The sequence below is a fragment of the Pseudomonas sp. TH37 genome, assembly GCF_016650735.1.
Taxonomy (GTDB): Bacteria; Pseudomonadota; Gammaproteobacteria; order Pseudomonadales; family Pseudomonadaceae; genus Aquipseudomonas; species Aquipseudomonas farris.
Genome location: NZ_JAEKFD010000004.1, coordinates 104,713 through 121,931 on the forward strand (window position 1 = coordinate 104,713; position 17,219 = coordinate 121,931).

Sequence of the window (17,219 nt, forward strand, 5' to 3'; positions counted from 1 at the left end):
ACCTCCCTTCCTTTCTCAAAAAGATCTGTCATCTGTTTTAAGCGTAGAACAGTTTCGGATAAGACGACTCAGAGCCACCATCGCAGCAAAAAGAAGAACCCCATGCTCAACAACATGCTGAGCAACGTATTGCGGGTGTAAAGCACCAGGCCCACGGCCACCAGCGAACTGATCAGATAAGGGTTGTCCCACTGCAGGTTCAACTGCTTGTCGGGCATGAACACGATCGGTCCGCAGATTGCTGTAAGCATGCCCGGCACCGCGAAACCGAGGAATTGCCGGGCATTGCTGCTCAAGCGCACCGGCAGCCGAGGCTCGAGAAATACGTAGCGGTTCAGGAACACCAACAGGCCCATCCCGATAATCACAGCCCAGACCATCATGTGCGCCCCACATAGAGTTTGTTGCAGATAAAGCCCGCGGTCATGCCCGCCAACCCCGACAACACCAGGGCCGAGCCCCATTGCCAATAGCTGAACAGCACCGAACAGAACAGCGAAACCGCCACGCAGACCACCGTCGGAACGTTGCGCACCACGGGTGTGATCAAGGCGATAAAGGTCGCCGCGATGGAGAAGTCCAGCCCCAGGTGTTCAAGACCCGGAATGCTGCTGCCCAGCACAATGCCCGCCAGAGTGAAGAGGTTCCACGCGATGTAGAACGTCAGGCCCACCCCCAGGGCGTACCAGCGATTGAACTGCTGTTTGTCATGCTGACTGGTCAGGGCGAACAACTCGTCGGTGAGCAAAAAGCCCAGCCCCACACGCCAGCGGCCTGGCAACGGGGAAATCACTGAACGCATGCTCATCCCGTAAAGCAAATGCTGGGAGGTCAGCAACAGCGTGGTCAACAGAATCGAAAAGACCCCGGCACCGCCCTTGAGCATGCCGATGGCGACCAATTGAGCCGCGCCGGCAAACACGATGCTCGACAGCCCCTGGCCTTGCAGCGGTGTGAGATTGGCCTCGATGGCCATGGATCCGGCCAGCAACCCCCAAGGCGCAGTCGCCAGGGACAACGGCATGATGGCCGCGGCACCGCGAAGGAATGCACTGCGCGGCATGAGTGAGTTGGACATAACGCTCTACAACCAGGGAAGGACCCCAGACTGTGCCAGCAGTCGCGGTGGATGGCTTGAACAATCTTGCGCAATTGCACGCAACCGGTGCTGATTTTCGAGATTGACAAATATCGCACCAACTTTTAAAACTGAGCACCTCATTCAGGGTGTAAGCAACCATGTCCGCAACCTTCAACCTCAACACTGTCGTCATTGGCTTGAATGCCAAGGCGCAAGGTTGCGTTGCGCACGCCCTTAAATCGAAGAAACAGTCGCTCATGTGACCGGGGCGCGCTGTCCCGTCAGATGAGCTGACAGGACATTGAGCGCGGCGGACACTCCCTCCTTCTTGCTGACTTCCTTCTACGCTTCTGACGGTGACGAAATCGGTCAACCTTCAGGAGAAAGTGCATGTCATCGTTTCAAGGTATCTGGGTTCCCATCGTTACGCCGTTTCACCATGGAGCGATCGACTTCGACGGGTTGCGGCGGCTGGTCAGTCATCTGCTGGAAAAAGGCGTCGATGGCATTGTGGTCTGCGGCACCACCGGGGAAGCCGCAGCGCTGGGCAAACATGAGCAGCTGGCGGTGCTCGATGCGGTGCTGGAACTGGTTCCGCCAGAACGTGTGGTCATGGGCTTGGCCGGCAACAATCTTGCCGAATTGCTGACATTTCAAAGCGAAATCCTGAAACGTTCTCTGGCGGGTTTGCTGGTTCCACCGCCGTACTACATCCGCCCGTCCCAGGCTGGCCTTGAAGCCTTTTTCAAGACCGTCGCGGATGCTTCCAGCGTCCCGGTCATTCTCTACGACATTCCCTATCGCACCGGCATAGCCTTCGAGCAGGCAACCTTGCTCCGGATCGTCGCCCATGACCGGATCGTCGCGATCAAGGACTGCGGCGGCAATCCAGCCACCACGCTTGCGCTGCTCGCCAGCGGCAAGGTTGACGTGCTGTGCGGTGAAGATAACCAGATCTTCGGCGCTTTGTGTCTGGGTGCCAAAGGCGCGATTGCCGCCTCGGCCCATGTTCATCCCGAGCTGTTCGTGGCGCTGTATCAACAGATCCGCGACAACCGGTTAGCGGCCGGCCGAACGACCTTCTTCCAGTTGCTGCCGCTGATTCACAGCCTGTTCATCGAGCCCAATCCTGCCCCGGTGAAAACCGCCCTGGCCCTTGAGGGGTTGATCCATGACGAGCTGCGCGCGCCGATGCAATGCAGCAGCGAAGCCACGGCGGTGCGTTTGAAAGAAGTATTGACAGTGCTTGAAAACAGCAATCGATAGAGTACACGCACCCAGCCCGAGTACCATGGAGCGATTCACATAACGCGTCAGGGAATCGACATGCTTTACCGAATCGCCGCCGACGGGCTGGTGCTGTCTCACTTGTTGTTCATTCTGTTCGTGCTGTTCGGCGGGCTGCTGGTGCTCAAATGGCACCGCCTGGCCTGGTGGCACCTGCCCGCCGCCGCGTGGGGCGTGATCGTGGAAGTTTTCCACCTGACGTGCCCACTGACCGATTGGGAAAACCTCATGCGCCAAGCGGCCGGGCAAACCGGCTACGGCGGCGGTTTTATCGAGCATTACGTGTGGCCGATTATTTATCCGGCCGGGCTGACACCCACGATTCAGCTGGGGCTGGGCAGCGTGGTGCTGGCGATCAACGTGCTGATCTACCTGCGGCTGATCCGCTTATGGAAGCTGCGGCACCCAACCCGTTCGGGGCAGTGACCGGTCTGGCTGAGTTCAGTTGGCAATGACGCTCATGTTCCGGCCGCTGGCCTTGGCCACATACAGCGCCTTGTCTGCTGCGCCGATCAAGTCTTCGGGCTGGTTCTGCGCCGTCTGGTTGTAGGCACAGACCCCAATACTGACCGTGACGAGGCCTTCGGGACTGCCGCTATGCTTGATGTCCGTTTGCTGAACCGCGCGACGGATTTTTTCCGCCACCAGAAACGCCCCCACATAATCGGTGCCGGGCAGCACCACCGTAAACTCCTCGCCACCGAAGCGGGCAGCAAGATCGCCGGGGCGCTGGATGTTGTCAGTGATGATGGTGCTGATCTTGCGCAAACACTCATCGCCCGCCAAATGACCGTAGTGATCATTGAAACTCTTGAAATGATCGACATCGATCATCAGCAACGCCAGGCTGGTGTGGGTACGCCTGGCACGACCCATTTCCGCCAGGATGAACAAATCGAACTGACGCCGGTTGGAAAGCCCGGTCAGTGCATCCTCCAGAGCCAGCAATTTAAGGCTGTGGTTGACCTCAATGAGTTTCTCCTGAGCCTCCAGCAATTCGGTCTGAATATGATTCTGCTGCTTCATGACACGGATCAGGCGATAGCCGAGAACGCCCAGAAACCCCAGCAGCAATAACACGAGGCTCGCACTGAGTACTGACTCCTGCTTCCAGCTGGCCAGGACTTCATCCTTTTCGAGCGCGGCAAAGACCACAAGCGGATAACCCTCTACCCGCCGAAACCCCACCACCCGCTCCACCCCGTCCACGTAGGATTTGACGATGGCCGTACCGGAATCGCCCTTGGGCAACAGCTGGGTAAACAGCGGCCCCTTGGCGACGCTGGTGCCGATATCGGCTTCGTTGAACGGGCGGCGAACGACGATGGTGGCGTCGTTGGCGATCAGATTGACCACCCCGTTACTGCCCATGTCGATGCTGTTGTACAGGTCCAGGAAATGGTTGAGATAGATCGTAGCCAGCGCCACGCCGGCAAACCGGCCATCGGCGTGATTGATCCTGCGTGACACGGTCATGATCCATTCACCGGTCGAGCGACTTTTTATCGATGGACCGATATGAGGACCGCGGTCGGGATGATCACGGTGGTAGATGAAATATTCACGGTCGGCGTTATTGGCATTGGGCAGCACAGCGTTATTGGAGTTGGCGAGCCAGCGCCCGTCTTCGTCGTAAACGAACAGCCCATGGATTTGTGCCAGTTCACTGCGCTGGGCGTGGAGCAAAGTTTGCAATCTGGGTATCTTCGCCGGTTCCATGCCATCGTTTTCGAGGCGGTCCACCAAGGCAAACAGCAGCGTGTCGGCCTGCTTGATCGATGCCTGCGCCTGTGACGCCAGGGTTTGCGCGAGGTTGGACATCTCCACTTCGCTGCCGTGCAAATGATACTGACGCGAGTTCCAGCCTTCCCCTATCACAATGGCCGTCATGGACAGGCATACCGCAACAAGCAGAGAAACCGCGTATCTAACCTTGAGTTTCGACTCAACCTGCCCGGCTACCCACGGCGTGGCGAGCCGGGTGCTTTCAGTGCGATCTTTGACGAACGGATGCCCCATGACGCTCCCTTAATCCCTTATGACATGGCGAATTTTCCCGTTCGCCCTTTTAACGCCAGCCAGCCGTGGCTGGCGCTCGGACCACTATGACTCATCAACGAATACGATAGGTGATTTGCACGAAATTGCTCATCGCCAGTGATCGTCAGCCTACATCTGCGTCTGCTTCACCGCCTCAAGCCAGGCCGGATTCAATTGCGTCTGTTCGGTCTCGATGCCCAGCGCCTCCATCCGCGCCTTGTGCTGGTCCATCTCACGGGTCAGCTGGCTATGGTCGCTGGAATTGCCGTCCAACTGGTGCATCTGGCTCAGTCCCAGATGATAAAAACGCAGCAGCTTCATGGCGCTCGGATCGCCCTTCTCCACTGCCGCCGTCACCTGGTGCATGACGTTGGTGATGCTCATCAGGCTGCGTTTGAGCTGCCAACCGTAGACCGCTGGCGCCATCCATTCCTGGGTCCAGAACTTGCCGCGCATCAGCGCCGCCATCAGCAACAATGCGGCAAACACGCCACCCACGTTAAAACGCAGATTGTCACCGCCGGGCTCACCGAACAGCGCCACCGCCGCCGTGGACAGCGCCATCGCCAGCGCCAGGAACATCAGGGCGATGATTACCGTGCTGCGTCGCGTCTGGCGTCGATAGGTTTCGGCATTCATTGGCTGGATTTCGAACATCGCGACGGGGTTCCTTGCATCAATGGGAAAGGCTCTGTAGCAAAAAGACTGCGGGGCATTATCGCCTCCCCGAAGGATTTAGCTATGCTGGGGCTCCTTTTCATCTTTCCATCGTCAAACGGGGAACATGGCGATACAGCGCAGTTCGTGCCATCTTCTCCATGGATACACACTATTCGGATGCCATGCGCCTGCCGGCGGGTGACATCGTTTTAAGGATCATTGAATGACCCAACGACATGTAATCAACGCCTCGGTCAGCCCTAAAGGCAGCCTGGAAACACTGTCCCAACGTGAAGTACAGCAACTGAGCGAAGCCGGAACCGGCCTCACCTACACCCTTTTCCGCCAGTGCGCCCTGGCCATCCTCAATACCGGCGCCCACGTCGATAACGCCAAGACCATCCTGGAAGCCTACAAAGACTTCGAAATCCGCATTCACCAGCAAGACCGTGGCGTACGCCTGGAACTGCTGAACGCCCCGGCCGACGCTTTCGTCGATGGCGAAATGATCGCCAGCACCCGTGAAATGCTCTTCAGCGCCCTGCGCGACATCGTCTACACCGAAAACGAACTCGACGCCTTGAGCATCGACCTGAGCACCTCCCAGGGCATCAGCGACTACGTCTTCCACCTGCTGCGCAACGCCCGCACCCTGCGCCCCGGTGTCGAACCGAAAATCGTGGTGTGCTGGGGTGGCCACTCGATCAACACCGAAGAATACAAGTACACCAAGAAAGTCGGCCACGAACTCGGTCTGCGCAGCCTGGACATCTGCACCGGTTGCGGCCCGGGCGTGATGAAAGGCCCGATGAAAGGCGCGACCATCGCCCACGCCAAGCAGCGCATCCACGGTGGCCGCTACCTCGGTTTGACCGAACCCGGGATCATCGCCGCCGAAGCGCCGAACCCGATCGTCAACGAACTGGTGATCCTGCCGGACATCGAGAAACGCCTGGAAGCGTTCGTCCGCGTCGGCCACGGCATCATCATTTTCCCGGGTGGCGCGGGCACGGCCGAAGAGTTCCTGTACCTGCTCGGCATCCTGATGCACCCGGACAATGAAAGCCTGCCCTTCCCCGTGGTCCTCACCGGGCCGAAAAGCGCCGCGCCGTATCTGGAGCAGTTGCACGCCTTCGTCGGTGCCACCCTCGGTGAAGCCGCGCAGCAGCACTACGAGATCATCATCGACGACCCTGCTGAAGTGGCGCGGCAGATGACTCAAGGCCTCAAAGCGGTCAAACAGTTCCGTCGCGAGCGCAACGACGCGTTCCATTTCAACTGGCTGCTGAAGATCGACGAAGGCTTCCAGCGCCCGTTCGACCCGACCCACGCCAACATGGCCAACCTGCAACTGAGCCGCAACCTGCCGTCCCACGAACTGGCCGCCAACCTGCGCCGCGCGTTCTCCGGCATCGTCGCCGGCAACGTCAAGGACAAGGGCATCCGCCTGATCGAAGAACACGGGCCGTACCAGATCCGTGGCGATGCCGCCGTCATGCAGCCGCTGGACAAACTGCTCAAAGCCTTCGTCGCCCAACACCGGATGAAACTGCCGGGTGGCGCGGAGTATGTGCCGTGTTATCAGGTGGTGGCGTAACAATATTGATGTGAGCTTGAACATCACACCTGTGGGAGCGGGCTTGCTCGCGAAGGCGGCGTAACAGTCGACATCTCTGTTGAATGTTAAGCAGCTTTCGCGAGCAAGCCCACTCCCACACTTTGACAAGAAACACCGCGTGATGCGGGGTTTTGATCGTTCCCACGCTCTGCGTGGGAATGCCTCAACGGCGCTCTGCGTTCGGCTCTGGAAGGGACGCGGAGCGTCCCGGGCTGCATTCCCACGCAGAGCATGGGAACGATCATCCTCGCTAACCTCGCGGGTCGAGGTTATCCAGCACTCGATTCACCGCCAATTCACCAAGCATGACCACCTGTTGAATCCCCAACATCATGTTGCGATGTGGCATGTCCATCAATCCGGCGAACTCGCTGAGCATCATGCTCGCTGACGCCAGGGATTCGCAGGCGTTGACCAGCAGGGTTTCGTTATCGACCTTCTCACCCACATGGTAAATGGTGCTGGGCTTGCGCTTGGTGTCTTTGGGGATGGGCGGTTTGAGGTAGTGGTCGAGGGCGCGGTCGGCGGCTTCGTTGAGTTTTTTTGAATCGAGTGAATCGTAGGGGGATGTTGGATCGGTTTCCGGCGGATTTGGCGTTGCTTTGAACATAGTAATGCTCCTTGATTAATGGAGCCGCCACGGTTCGCTGCGAAACGAAAATAGGTGGCAGCTGTACGCAGGTTCGCAGACCGGGAATCAAGGAACCCGGCAGACCCGAAGATCTCCCGCGCACAGCCGCCATAACGCAATTCAGCGAACGAAAAACGTCATCTGAAAAGGAACGGTGGCGCTGTGCGCCTTGATTGACCTGGGCTGCGAAACCCGATCGCTGATTCGTCAGCGACCCGGAAACGATAGAGCCCGGCCTCAAGGCGCACAAGCCGGCGGATTCTGGCGAGTCGTAGGCAACGGCGCAAGAATGTGTAGCCTGAGTGAGTATCTGGAGATGTCGATTAAACATCGCCTGTTTATTGGTCTGACTGTGGGTTTTGTGTTGGATGGGCCGGCCCCTTCGCGATCAAGCCCGCTCCCACAGGGGATTTTCGGTGAACACATTATTTGTGTACGCCCGAGATCCAATGTGGGAGCGGGCTTGCTCGCGAAGAGGCCCGAAAAAACACCCTCCAACTTTCGGTCAAACCACCGGATAGACGGAAAATAGCAGTAGGGACAGACGACGTTTTTACTTATCCATCAAAAATGAATCGTGGTCTGTCCTCTATTCCCCCACTAGTTTCTTCTCGATTTCTTGCTTCAAGAAGCGTGGAACAGGTGTATCCGCATAGCACTGCGCCATTTCAAATGGATCAACAACCTGGGTTATCACCCCCTCATACGAAAAGTCTCCGACTACATATCTGGCAAATGTCGGTGACGACGGATCTTTGTCGACCAACCAGAGACCGTCATAAAGAGAGATTAGGTATTCCCCGATGTAATACCCTATACGAGTAATGAACCAGGCCCTGTTTTCTTCACTGATAACAGCATTCTTAAAGCCGCTGTCCATCATGGGCAAAAATTTCTCAGGCTGGTTCAGTACTTCGTGCGGCTCATCAAACCCCAGACTTTTACAAAACTCATGAAGCACCGGCATGCGTTCCGATTTAAATGAATCAAACCCAGAAATCCGTCGTGCCAGCAGCATTTCAGGCGTTTCGCCAGCATTAGCCATCACTCACTCCAATAATTACTTGTGAATAATCACGTCAATTTTGTTCAATTCCAGAATCCTTGAAAGCTCCTTTGCCGGTGGCGCTTCCAAAAATATCCATTTTGGCTCATAGCCCTTAACGGCATCTCGAAGATAAAGATCTTTCTCGATCTGAGCGTAGATTTTTTCTGTGAGAGGAACTTCATTCAGCTTACCTGTAGAGCTTACAACTCGCTGGTACGTCTTAATCTCGTTTGCCGAAACACTACCATTGAGCATATCTACAGGAGCATCGACATAACGCCCACCGGTACCTGGGACAGGATAGTATCGTTGGCCTGTCGAACCGTAAAGCTCCTGAATGTAGGTCTCTCCGGCCTCCCATTTTTGCCGGCCACTCAAACTGCGAATATCGTCCAGCGTGAACGTTTTTGCCCCACTGTCAGTTAAAATTAATGGCCGACCGACATTTTTATCGAATGATTTAATTGAGCTGGCACCACCAGGTTCAACTATTTTCATGACGTCATCACTGACCGTAACTATGCTTCCCTTCGGTACGACAGTGCCTGTTGTGAGTGTGAAATCATCCGAAAGACGCACTGTGGTATTCGGTTGGATGATCCGGCTTTCAACAAACTGCGCCCCACCATTAAGCGTAAAGTTCTGTTCGTTAAATGGAGTACGATCAGGAGTTAAGCCTTTTGCACCCGCGCCACCCGCCTCTCCCGCCACCAGCTCCGCCAGACTCCTCCCAGCCTTCGGCCTGAGTCCACCCTCGGCGGTTTCATAATAAAAGCCCCCATCAGCGCCAACGACTTCAGTATTACCAGTCTTGGCATCAACGACCCGACGATAACCCGCTGGAAGTGAGGCAAGCTCGGCACTATCAACCGCTCTGCCTGCCGTCCCCAACTCGGCCAGCGTCTTAACCCGGTTTACCGGAAGGAAGTTCAACGCAAATTCAACGTCGCTTTGCGCACGGATCGCGGCGCTGGCGGCGGTGTTGCCCTGCATGTCGTAAAGGCTCACCAACGCCGCTTTGGTTTGGCTCGCCTCGACGCTGCTCATCAAAGAGTCGACCGGGTGCTTGGTCAGCCCTGCCAGGCCAGTGACGATTTGTTCGCTGCCTTGCGCTGGATTGCTCAGCAAGGCCCATGCCGAACCCGCTGCCTCCGACAATGCCTTCCCCGCACCTTGGGTGCTGCCGGTTACCGTTCCCCAATCCGTCAGGCCCGGGCCGACTGCCAGGTTTTTGCGGTAGTAATTGGCGTATTCATAACTGAGATCGCCGGTGTAGAGCCCTTGCAGGTTGATGGCATTGATTTTGGTGTCCGCGTACTGCGCCGCATGGGTGCTGCTGTAGTTGGCGATTAACGCGGCGGTTTCGGTGGGGGTGTAGGTTTTCGCGGGACCGGTTGCCGGAATATCCGTCGCTGCTGCGGGTGCGTACGTGGCGCCCAGCGGCGAGAGCGCGATGCCCAAGTGTTTGACCGTCAGGGCATCGGGTGCAGCACCTTGGCCGCTCAGCACACCGTTCCAGTCTTTGTCGGTGTAATAAACCAGCGCTTTGGCCAGGCGTCTTTCAGCTTCTGCAGGGCTGAGTCCGGCTTCCTTCGCCAGACTGTCGGCCTGTTTCTTCAGTAGCGGGATTTCGTCTGGATGAAGCTGGCGGTTGTACTGATCGGCCATCAGCGAAACCCAGGCCGCTTTCTCAACGTCTTTACCGGCAAGACCGGCGGCGGTCAGGCCGACGATTTGTGCGGCGGCCTCGCGGTATTCCGGCTGCGTTTTGAAGACATCATTCAAAGCGCCAGCCATGGCCTGGCTGGCACCAGCGGCCACCGCACCGGTCGCGAAGTCGCCGCCGGTGGCCGAGGACATCGCGCCGCCCATCATGGCGTGCAACGCGGTTCGTCCGGCTCCACCCTCGGCCCACAGCGCCATGCCGACCGAGTCTTTATCAGCCGCTGCCTTGAGGTACTCTTTCTGAGCGAAGCTGCCGACCTGGCTGAACCCCACAGCCGCGGCAACGGTCCCGGCCTGGGCAACGAGTTCATCGACCAGGTTGTCGCCCAAGCTGCCGCCGTTAACTGCGGTTTTGACCACGCCCGAGGTAACACCTTGTGCGCCGGCATGCACGGCGAAACCACCTATGCCCTCAAGGGTGGATAAGTCAAAACCCTTGGTGATGCTGTTGTAAGGCTTGGTTGTCCCGCCAAATTTCGGGTCGATTACGCCGGTGGTAAACCCGGCGACCATCCCGGAAATGGCGGCATTTTTCAGGCTGTCGCTGCTGAAAGTGTCTTTAACAGCCGCGCCCAAATTACCCTTGTTGTTGATGACGCTAACGGCACCCGTGCTGGCCATGGACGTCATCGCCGCCGTGGCCATGACATTGCCCCAACCAGCCCCTACATAGGTCGCCCCGGCGGCCACGGCCTCAGCAGTCGTCGCCGCCGCCATGGCGGAGGCGGTGCCGGCCTGAGCCCCGGCCGCCGCGCCAGCCAGACCACTGGCCGCACCTGCGGTGAGGATCGTCACGATGATGATGATCGCCAGCATCGCACCCTGGCCCAGGCTGGAGTGGCTGTACTTGAAGGAGTCATGCACCTCCTTCACTTGGCGCCAGTCCACATCCCCGCGTTTTTCCGCTTCCTTGACCCAGGCCAGTTGCGGGTCGGCCTTGACCATCGCATCGATGGTCTGGCTGACGGTGTTTTGATTGATCTGTTTGATGTCGATTTTCAGCCCATCGACAGCCCGAATGGCCAACGAGCCTTGGGCAATCAGCGTGCTCTGACGTAACGTCTCATCGGTATTGCCCTTGCCCTTGGAGCTGGTCCAGGCCAGGTCGCTCTTGCTCTTGGTGTGGCTTTCGTCGTGGTAGTCCTTGACGCCCTCAAAAGCGATGGCACCGCCGCTTTCAAGGATCAGGTCTTTGCCACTGTTGAGCTTGGCGACCTGGTAGCGCTGATCGCCGGCACTGGCGAGAGTGAGGCGGCCGCCGGTGTTGATCTCGGTACCGACGTGGGTGATCTGAGTGACTTCATCGCGCTGGGCCTTCTTGGCGCCCCAGTTACCCTTTTCCTTCATGTCATACAGCGTATGCATACTGTTCTGCGCGGCCAGCAGGCTCAGCTTGTTGCCGCTGTACAGATACGCTTCGTTGCCGGCGCTGATTTTGCTGGCGATGAGGTTGATGTCGCGGGCGGCCTGGGCGTTGAAGTTGTTGCCCGCGCTCATGACGCTGGCGGCCTGGGTGGTGCGGTCGTTTTCTTCGGTGATGCGTTTCTTGCCGTCCTTGGTTTTGCTGGCGACGTTGTGGATGTCGTCGGCAGAGGTCACGTTGAAGTCCTGGCCGGCCTTGATGGTTAGGTTGTTCCCGGCCTTGACCTGGCTGGCGATGACATTGACGTCGCGGCCCGCATCCACGGTCAGGTTGCCGCCGACGGTAACGGTCGCAGCGAGGTTCTTCACGTCGGTGGTGATGCTCGACTTGTGGCCGCCGTCGCTGAATTCGTGTTTCTCGCTGGTATCGGTTTTAGCCGCCAGGTTGATGTCCTGGCCCGCCGTCAGGGTCGCGTTGCCGCCACTGTTTAATGCGCCGTGGTTGGTCAGGTCGCGGCCGGCCGCAACGGCCAGGTTTTCCCGGGCGCTGATGCTGCTGCCCGCATCGGTCAGGGTGCGCATGCCGGACCCGTCACGAACCTGGATCGCGGTGCGATCGTTGATGATGTCGCCCTTGAGCGCGACAAGGCTGACCTGGCTGGCGCGAATCTCGCCGGCGATGGCGTTGCGAATGCTGTCTTGCGCCAGTATTTGCAGGTCGTTGCCGGCCTCGACCAGCCCGCCCTGGTAGACGCTGCCGGCGCTTTGGATGTTGAGGTTGTTGCTGGCGCGCAGCGTGCCGACGTTGACCAGATCGCCGCCGGTGAACAGGTTCAAGTCCCGACCCTGGATCAGGCTGCTGCCGCGTACATTGCGGCTATCCGCCTGGGCCAGGTACAGCACCGGCACGAGGACTTTTTGCCCGTCGACAATGCGGTTTTCCATCCAGACGATGTCATGGGTCAGCGCGCTGACCTGCTCGCCCGTCAACGAGACGCCAAGGCTCAGGCGCAGTGCATCTTTGCTGGCGAGGGCGTTATCCATCAGGTAGCGGTATTGCTCGTAATCGCTGGTCAAACCGCCGGCGAGAAAACGCTGGCCGGTTTTCGCCAGCACCGCATCGCGAATCAGGCGCTGCTCGTAAAGGCCATCGCCGAGTCGACGCCAAGTGCTGTCGGCGTTGACGTTCAACTGCTTGAGCAGGTAGTCCGAACCAAAGAACTGCGACAGGTTCGTGAGGTTCGGGTTGGTCTCGATCAGGTAGCGGCTTGTCGGGTCGGGGTTCTTGATGAACAACCCGTAATCGCCCTTGGGCGTTTGGAAATTCGGCCCGGCCGTCGGGTCCACAGAGGTGAACGGTAGTCCGCTGTAATCCACCGGTTTGAAGACGGTCTGTACGCTGCCATTCGCCGCGATACGATCGATGAGCTGCACAGCGGCAGGCGTCACGGCGGCGGCACCGGTCGCCTGCGGGTTGATGTTGATATTGACCTCGCCAACCCCGACGCCGGTCTGGTCGTCGCCCAGCGTACCGGTCAGTTGTTCGAGCGTGTTCTGGTGCAGCGTTCCGTTTTGCACGGTACGCGTGACGTTGAGGTTGACGGTGGCGCCGGCCTGAATGGTGGCGGCGTAGGTCGGCTCAGGGTTATCGGTCCAGACGGTTACGTTGCTTTGCTCCCGGAAGCGGCTGTCGCTGGAGCGCGATTTCAGCAGCTCGAAGCGAGCGTCGTCGTAGTTGCCGGCGGCAACGGCCGCGTTGAAGGCCGGGACGTCGGTGAACTCCATCTGATCCCAGTAACCGGTGGAAATGCGCCCCGGCGTACCGATCTTGATGGTGTTCTGCCCGGTGCGGGTGGACGCGCCCTGGTTGAGCAGGTCATCGGCAATGATGGTCAGATTGTTGTTGGCGGCCAGCAAGCTGTAGCGATTCTGCACGCTTGAGGCCTGGATGTTGAGGTCTTTGCCTGCAACCAGGCGCGCCGAAGCAGAGTCCTTGATGGCGCGCTCGATGAATGTTTGGCCGATGGTGATCTGGCCGCGCTTGAAGGAGTCATGCCCGCCACAGTGTTGGCCGCACACCCAGCTCAAGGTGCCGCTCACCCGTTGTTGGCCCAGTTCGAATTCGGCTTTGGCATTTTCCAGCGAGACGGCGTGAAGGCTGATGTTGCCTTGGCTTTCGACGGTCCCGGAGAGGTTTCTGAAGCTTTGCGCGGCGGCGCCATCGATGCCGGTGAAGCTTAGATTGCCGGCGCTGTAGAGGTCGCCATACCAGTTGAGCAGGCTACCGGCGCGCAGGGTCATGTCGCCGCCGCTGAACAGCAATGTATCGGCGCCGTTGGTGATGCCGCCGGTGGCGGTGAGGTCGACTTTGCCTTGGGCACCCAGTGTGCCGTTGTTGTCGATTTGCGTCGCGTCGATACGCAGGTTCTGGCGGGCAGTCAGGTAGCCGAGGTTATCCAGCGTACCGCTCAGGTTGAGGCGTGTGTCGGTGCCGGCCCCCATGCGTCCGCCGTTCTGACGGACGTCATGGGCGGTGATATCCAGCATTTTTTGCGCGGATAACCGGCCGCTGTTGAACAGATCGCCCGTAAGGTTCAGCGTGAGGTCGCCATCGCTGAGAAGCTCGCCGCCGTTGCTCAGGCTGCCAAGGTTGAGCACCAGTTTGGTGCTGCTGGCCAGGCGATCGCCAGACTGTAGCGTCAGCGAATCGTTGGTGTAAGTCAGGGCCTCGTTGAGCTGTGCACGCCCCAGCCCATCCACCGCGCCAAAGTTCCAGTCGCCGCTGCCCAGGCCGGTGATATCACCACCGGCACCGGTCAGGCTATCGAGGTGCAGGGTAAATAACCCGGTGTTGGCGTGTTCGAGGGTCCCGGTACGGTTATCCAGCGTGCTGGATTTGAAACTGAACGACGAGTTACCGACCTCGATGGTGCCGTTGTGGTTATTGACTGTGTCGCTGAAATCGAGCGTGCTGATGTCGTCTGTCGAGACGCGAAGAGTACTGACGTTGTTGCCCAGAGCACGGATTCGTCCCGAAGCGCTGTTGTCCAGCGTGCCGCCCTGGAGTGCAAGCCAGGTGTTGGATTCGATCAGGCCACCCTGGTTGGTCAGTTGGTCGGCCGTCAGGTCAACGGTGTTGCCACTGAGCTGTCCACCGCTGTTGTCCAGCGTGGAGCCTTTGAACACCAGCGCGGTCTTGGCGAAGAGTTTGCCGGCGCGGCTGGTCAATGAATCGACGGTCAGCTTCAGTTCGCCCGCCAGGCTGGCGATCATGCCGGCCTTGGTGCCGTCGCTGCTGTTATCGAGACTGCCGGCGGTCACCTCGACGGTGTCGCCCTGGATCGTGCCGCCAAGGTTGCCGATGCTGCCCTTGCCGAGCTTCAGGTTGGCAAGCCCACCGTCGGCGAGAATAACGCCGCCGCTGTTGTCCAGTCGGTTCCCGCTGTAGGTCAACCCACCGGTCCCTGCGACCAGTTGCCCCTTCTGACCGTTGAGCAAAGTGGTCGCCTGAAGATCCAGTCGCTGGCCGCGAATCGTGCCGCCCTGGTTATCGATCAGGCTCGCGCCGGTGACGGTGACCGTGCTGTTACCGGCATCGATCACACCGGTCAGGTTGCTCAACACGTTGCTGACATTCAGGACAACGTCGCCGCCATTGCTGACCAGTGCGCCCTTGCCGTTGTTGATCAGGCGTTGAGCATCGACCTGGATGGTTTTACCGAGCACTGTGCCCGCGCTGTTGTCCAGCCAGCCACCTTGCAGCAAAAGGCCGCCGTCGCTCTGAATGCGCCCCTTGTTATTGAGCAGCTGCGCCTTGATGGCCGCCGGATCGAAAATCAGGCTCATGCCCTGGGCGCCTGCCGCCAGCAGTCCCGCGTTGCTGTTGTCGAGCCCCGAGGCGTTCAGATCAATGCGCTCACCGACGATTTTCCCGCCGCGGTTATCGACCTGCCCACCCGGCGCACGAATGCTGACCTTGGCCCCCAGCACGCTGCCGAGCTGGTTATCGAGGCTCGAGGCTTTCAGATCGAGGTCACCGTTGACCGCCAGCAGCCTACCGCCCTGGTTGATGACCTCCTGGCCCGTGACTGAAAGCTGGTTTTGCGCCTGGAGAGTGCCCGAAGTGTTATCGAACCTGCCGCGGGTGTTCACCTGCGCATTACCGGCGCTGGCAGAAAGCAGGCCGGAGCGATTATCAAGCGTTGTGGTATCGACGATGAGGCCGCCAGCGTCGATTTGCCCGCCACGGTTATCCAGCTGGCGGGCGGTGATTGTCAGGCTGCCGCCCAGCACCTGGATCAGGCCTTCGCGGTTGTCCAGGCTGTCGAGTTGCAAGGACGCCGCCTGCGCCGCGCCAAAGCGGATCACCCCTGCCAGGTTGACGATGGCCGGCGTATTGATCACCAGCTGCTGGTCACCGACGATTCGCGCAGCAGCGCCCTGATTGGTAACCCGGGCGCTGGTCAGATCGACCGCCGCGCCCTGAACCACGCCCTGGTTGGTCAGGTCTTTGCTCGCACGGATACTCAACGAGCGACTGGCTTCGAGACTGCCGCTGTTGGTCACGGAGGGGCTGGTGATGCTCAAGTCGCCCGTGGTGTTGCGGCTGTTATCGGCCTCGATGCCAGCGGCAATCACGCCGGAGTTACTGAGTTTGTCGGCATTGATGTCGATGCGGTTGCGGGCGGCCAGGCTCTGCCGGTTGACCAGCTCGCCGGGCGTGCGCACATCGACGCTGCCGGCGTAAGCCTTGCCGGTCATCTCGACACTCTGCGCGTTGACCCGCAAGGCACCTTGGGCCGATGTCTGCGCCATGCTCAGATGGCCGCCGGCATCGATTTGAATATCGCCGGCACTGGCGGCCATGTTGCCCGCCAGCTTGACCCCGACACCCTGCTCGGTGCCCACCAGTTTGATGGTGTTGGCATACATCCCGCCCAGCGCCGCCGCATCGATTGCCAGTTGAGGCTTGTCGGCATCACTGGCCGCGCGAGGCGTGGTAGCCAGGCTGTCTGCGTTGACATTGTTGGCACCAGTGATGACATTCAACTGCCGGGCATGGATGTCTGCGTTGATCTTCGCCGAACGGGTGATCAGGTCGAATTGATCAATGTTGGCTGCATCAAGCCCCATGCCATCGATGGTGATGCTGCCGCCATCAACCTCGAAGTGATCAAGCTTGCCGGAGCCGTCGAGTACAGGCTTGCCGGTGCTGAGGGTCACGCGCGGCGTGTTGATGAAACCGCAACCGTTACAGCTCACGCCGTAAGGGTTGGCGATGATGACCCGCGCTGACTGGCCTGCCACTTCGGTGTAGCCGTTGAGCTGGCTGGGGCTACCGCCGTTGACTTCGTTGAGGATGGTGCCGGCGGCCCGTCCACCGAGCTGGCTGTTGCCCAGAATGTGGCCGCCCAGTTGGGTGTTCTGCACCGCGTTCGTCGCGTTGTTGAGGATCACGCCCTGGCGACCGACGTTGTAATCCTTGAACTGGTTGTGCGAGAGCCCGGCACCGTTGGGTGCGGCAATATTGATCACCGGTACGCCGTTGCCAGCCTGCCCTATGCCGGTCTGCGTGTTGCCGCTGACGGCGATGCCCTCGGCCTGAGCCCAGATCGGCTGCCAGAACATGACGTTCGCCAACAGCAATGCCAGCAAGCGTTTGGGCATGCCCAGGAAGTGCGTGCGAGGGACCAAGGCAGCCGAAGGCTGGCGGGACAGAAAGGCAAACTGGTGAACGTCCATATTCAGAATCTCGACGCGATAACAA

10 protein-coding genes are annotated in these 17,219 nt (G+C 59.2%); 3 read left to right on the forward strand and 7 right to left on the reverse strand.

The features are described from left to right. Positions 1 to 68 precede the first annotated feature (68 nt). Entirely contained in the window at positions 69 to 380 is a 312-nt protein-coding gene (locus tag JFU11_RS12495) for an AzlD domain-containing protein (protein WP_162830927.1), read from the reverse strand. Beyond that, positions 380 to 1,078 carry an AzlC family ABC transporter permease gene (locus tag JFU11_RS12500; protein WP_032830637.1) on the reverse strand — a complete coding sequence of 233 codons (699 nt, stop codon included), beginning with the start codon at positions 1,076 to 1,078 and terminating at the stop codon, positions 380 to 382. Before JFU11_RS12500 ends, JFU11_RS12495 begins: the two co-directional genes overlap by 1 nt. A gap of 393 nt (positions 1,079 to 1,471) precedes the next feature. Here JFU11_RS12500 and dapA point away from each other — a divergent pair, with 393 nt between their 5' ends. Beyond that, a complete protein-coding gene (dapA, locus tag JFU11_RS12505; RefSeq protein WP_201060754.1) occupies positions 1,472 to 2,347 on the forward strand; it encodes a 4-hydroxy-tetrahydrodipicolinate synthase in 876 nt (291 codons plus the stop codon). A gap of 60 nt (positions 2,348 to 2,407) precedes the next feature. Further along, a complete protein-coding gene (locus JFU11_RS12510) occupies positions 2,408 to 2,794 on the forward strand; it encodes a DUF2784 domain-containing protein (protein ID WP_123722276.1) in 387 nt (128 codons plus the stop codon). 15 nt (positions 2,795 to 2,809) lie between these two features. Here the strand turns inward: JFU11_RS12510 and JFU11_RS12515 are convergent, their stop codons facing one another. Further along, positions 2,810 to 4,387 (reverse strand): sensor domain-containing diguanylate cyclase, encoded by a 1,578-nt coding sequence (locus tag JFU11_RS12515; RefSeq protein ID WP_201060755.1) that lies wholly within the window; start codon positions 4,385 to 4,387, stop codon positions 2,810 to 2,812. Positions 4,388 to 4,537: 150 nt separating this feature from the next. Beyond that, complete coding sequence (locus JFU11_RS12520; RefSeq protein WP_123722274.1) at positions 4,538 to 5,065, reverse strand: DUF3087 domain-containing protein; 528 nt, start codon at positions 5,063 to 5,065, stop codon at positions 4,538 to 4,540. Positions 5,066 to 5,291: 226 nt separating this feature from the next. Here JFU11_RS12520 and ppnN point away from each other — a divergent pair, with 226 nt between their 5' ends. Next, positions 5,292 to 6,665 carry a nucleotide 5'-monophosphate nucleosidase PpnN gene (ppnN, locus tag JFU11_RS12525; RefSeq protein ID WP_201121300.1) on the forward strand — a complete coding sequence of 458 codons (1,374 nt, stop codon included), beginning with the start codon at positions 5,292 to 5,294 and terminating at the stop codon, positions 6,663 to 6,665. A gap of 271 nt (positions 6,666 to 6,936) precedes the next feature. Here ppnN and JFU11_RS12530 read toward each other — a convergent pair whose 3' ends face one another. The 3 genes from JFU11_RS12530 to JFU11_RS12540 all read right to left on the reverse strand — a co-directional run bounded on the left by JFU11_RS12530 (position 6,937) and on the right by JFU11_RS12540 (position 17,194). Further along, positions 6,937 to 7,296, reverse strand: a complete 360-nt coding sequence (locus JFU11_RS12530; protein WP_201060756.1) for a DUF6124 family protein — start codon at positions 7,294 to 7,296, stop codon at positions 6,937 to 6,939. 610 nt (positions 7,297 to 7,906) lie between these two features. Further along, positions 7,907 to 8,362, reverse strand: coding sequence for a hypothetical protein (locus JFU11_RS12535; RefSeq protein ID WP_201060757.1), 456 nt, complete (start codon positions 8,360 to 8,362; stop codon positions 7,907 to 7,909). Between the two features lie 15 nt (positions 8,363 to 8,377). Next, the gene (locus JFU11_RS12540; RefSeq protein WP_201060758.1) at positions 8,378 to 17,194 is read right to left on the reverse strand and encodes a DUF637 domain-containing protein; all 8,817 of its coding nucleotides are present in this window, start codon (positions 17,192 to 17,194) and stop codon (positions 8,378 to 8,380) included. Positions 17,195 to 17,219 lie beyond the last annotated feature (25 nt).

Bases quoted from the DNA above. Each gene is read 5' to 3' on its own strand.
- JFU11_RS12500 (WP_032830637.1), bottom strand. From the start codon at position 1,078: ATGTCCAACTCACTCATGCCGCGCAGTGCATTCCTTCGCGGTGCCGCG.
- ppnN (WP_201121300.1), top strand. From the start codon at position 5,292: ATGACCCAACGACATGTAATCAACGCCTCGGTCAGCCCTAAAGGCAGC.
- JFU11_RS12520 (WP_123722274.1), bottom strand. From the start codon at position 5,065: ATGTTCGAAATCCAGCCAATGAATGCCGAAACCTATCGACGCCAGACG.
- dapA (WP_201060754.1), top strand. From the start codon at position 1,472: ATGTCATCGTTTCAAGGTATCTGGGTTCCCATCGTTACGCCGTTTCAC.
- JFU11_RS12510 (WP_123722276.1), top strand. From the start codon at position 2,408: ATGCTTTACCGAATCGCCGCCGACGGGCTGGTGCTGTCTCACTTGTTG.
- JFU11_RS12495 (WP_162830927.1), bottom strand. From the start codon at position 380: ATGGTCTGGGCTGTGATTATCGGGATGGGCCTGTTGGTGTTCCTGAAC.
- JFU11_RS12515 (WP_201060755.1), bottom strand. From the start codon at position 4,387: ATGGGGCATCCGTTCGTCAAAGATCGCACTGAAAGCACCCGGCTCGCC.
- JFU11_RS12535 (WP_201060757.1), bottom strand. From the start codon at position 8,362: ATGGCTAATGCTGGCGAAACGCCTGAAATGCTGCTGGCACGACGGATT.
- JFU11_RS12530 (WP_201060756.1), bottom strand. From the start codon at position 7,296: ATGTTCAAAGCAACGCCAAATCCGCCGGAAACCGATCCAACATCCCCC.
- JFU11_RS12540 (WP_201060758.1), bottom strand. From the start codon at position 17,194: ATGGACGTTCACCAGTTTGCCTTTCTGTCCCGCCAGCCTTCGGCTGCC.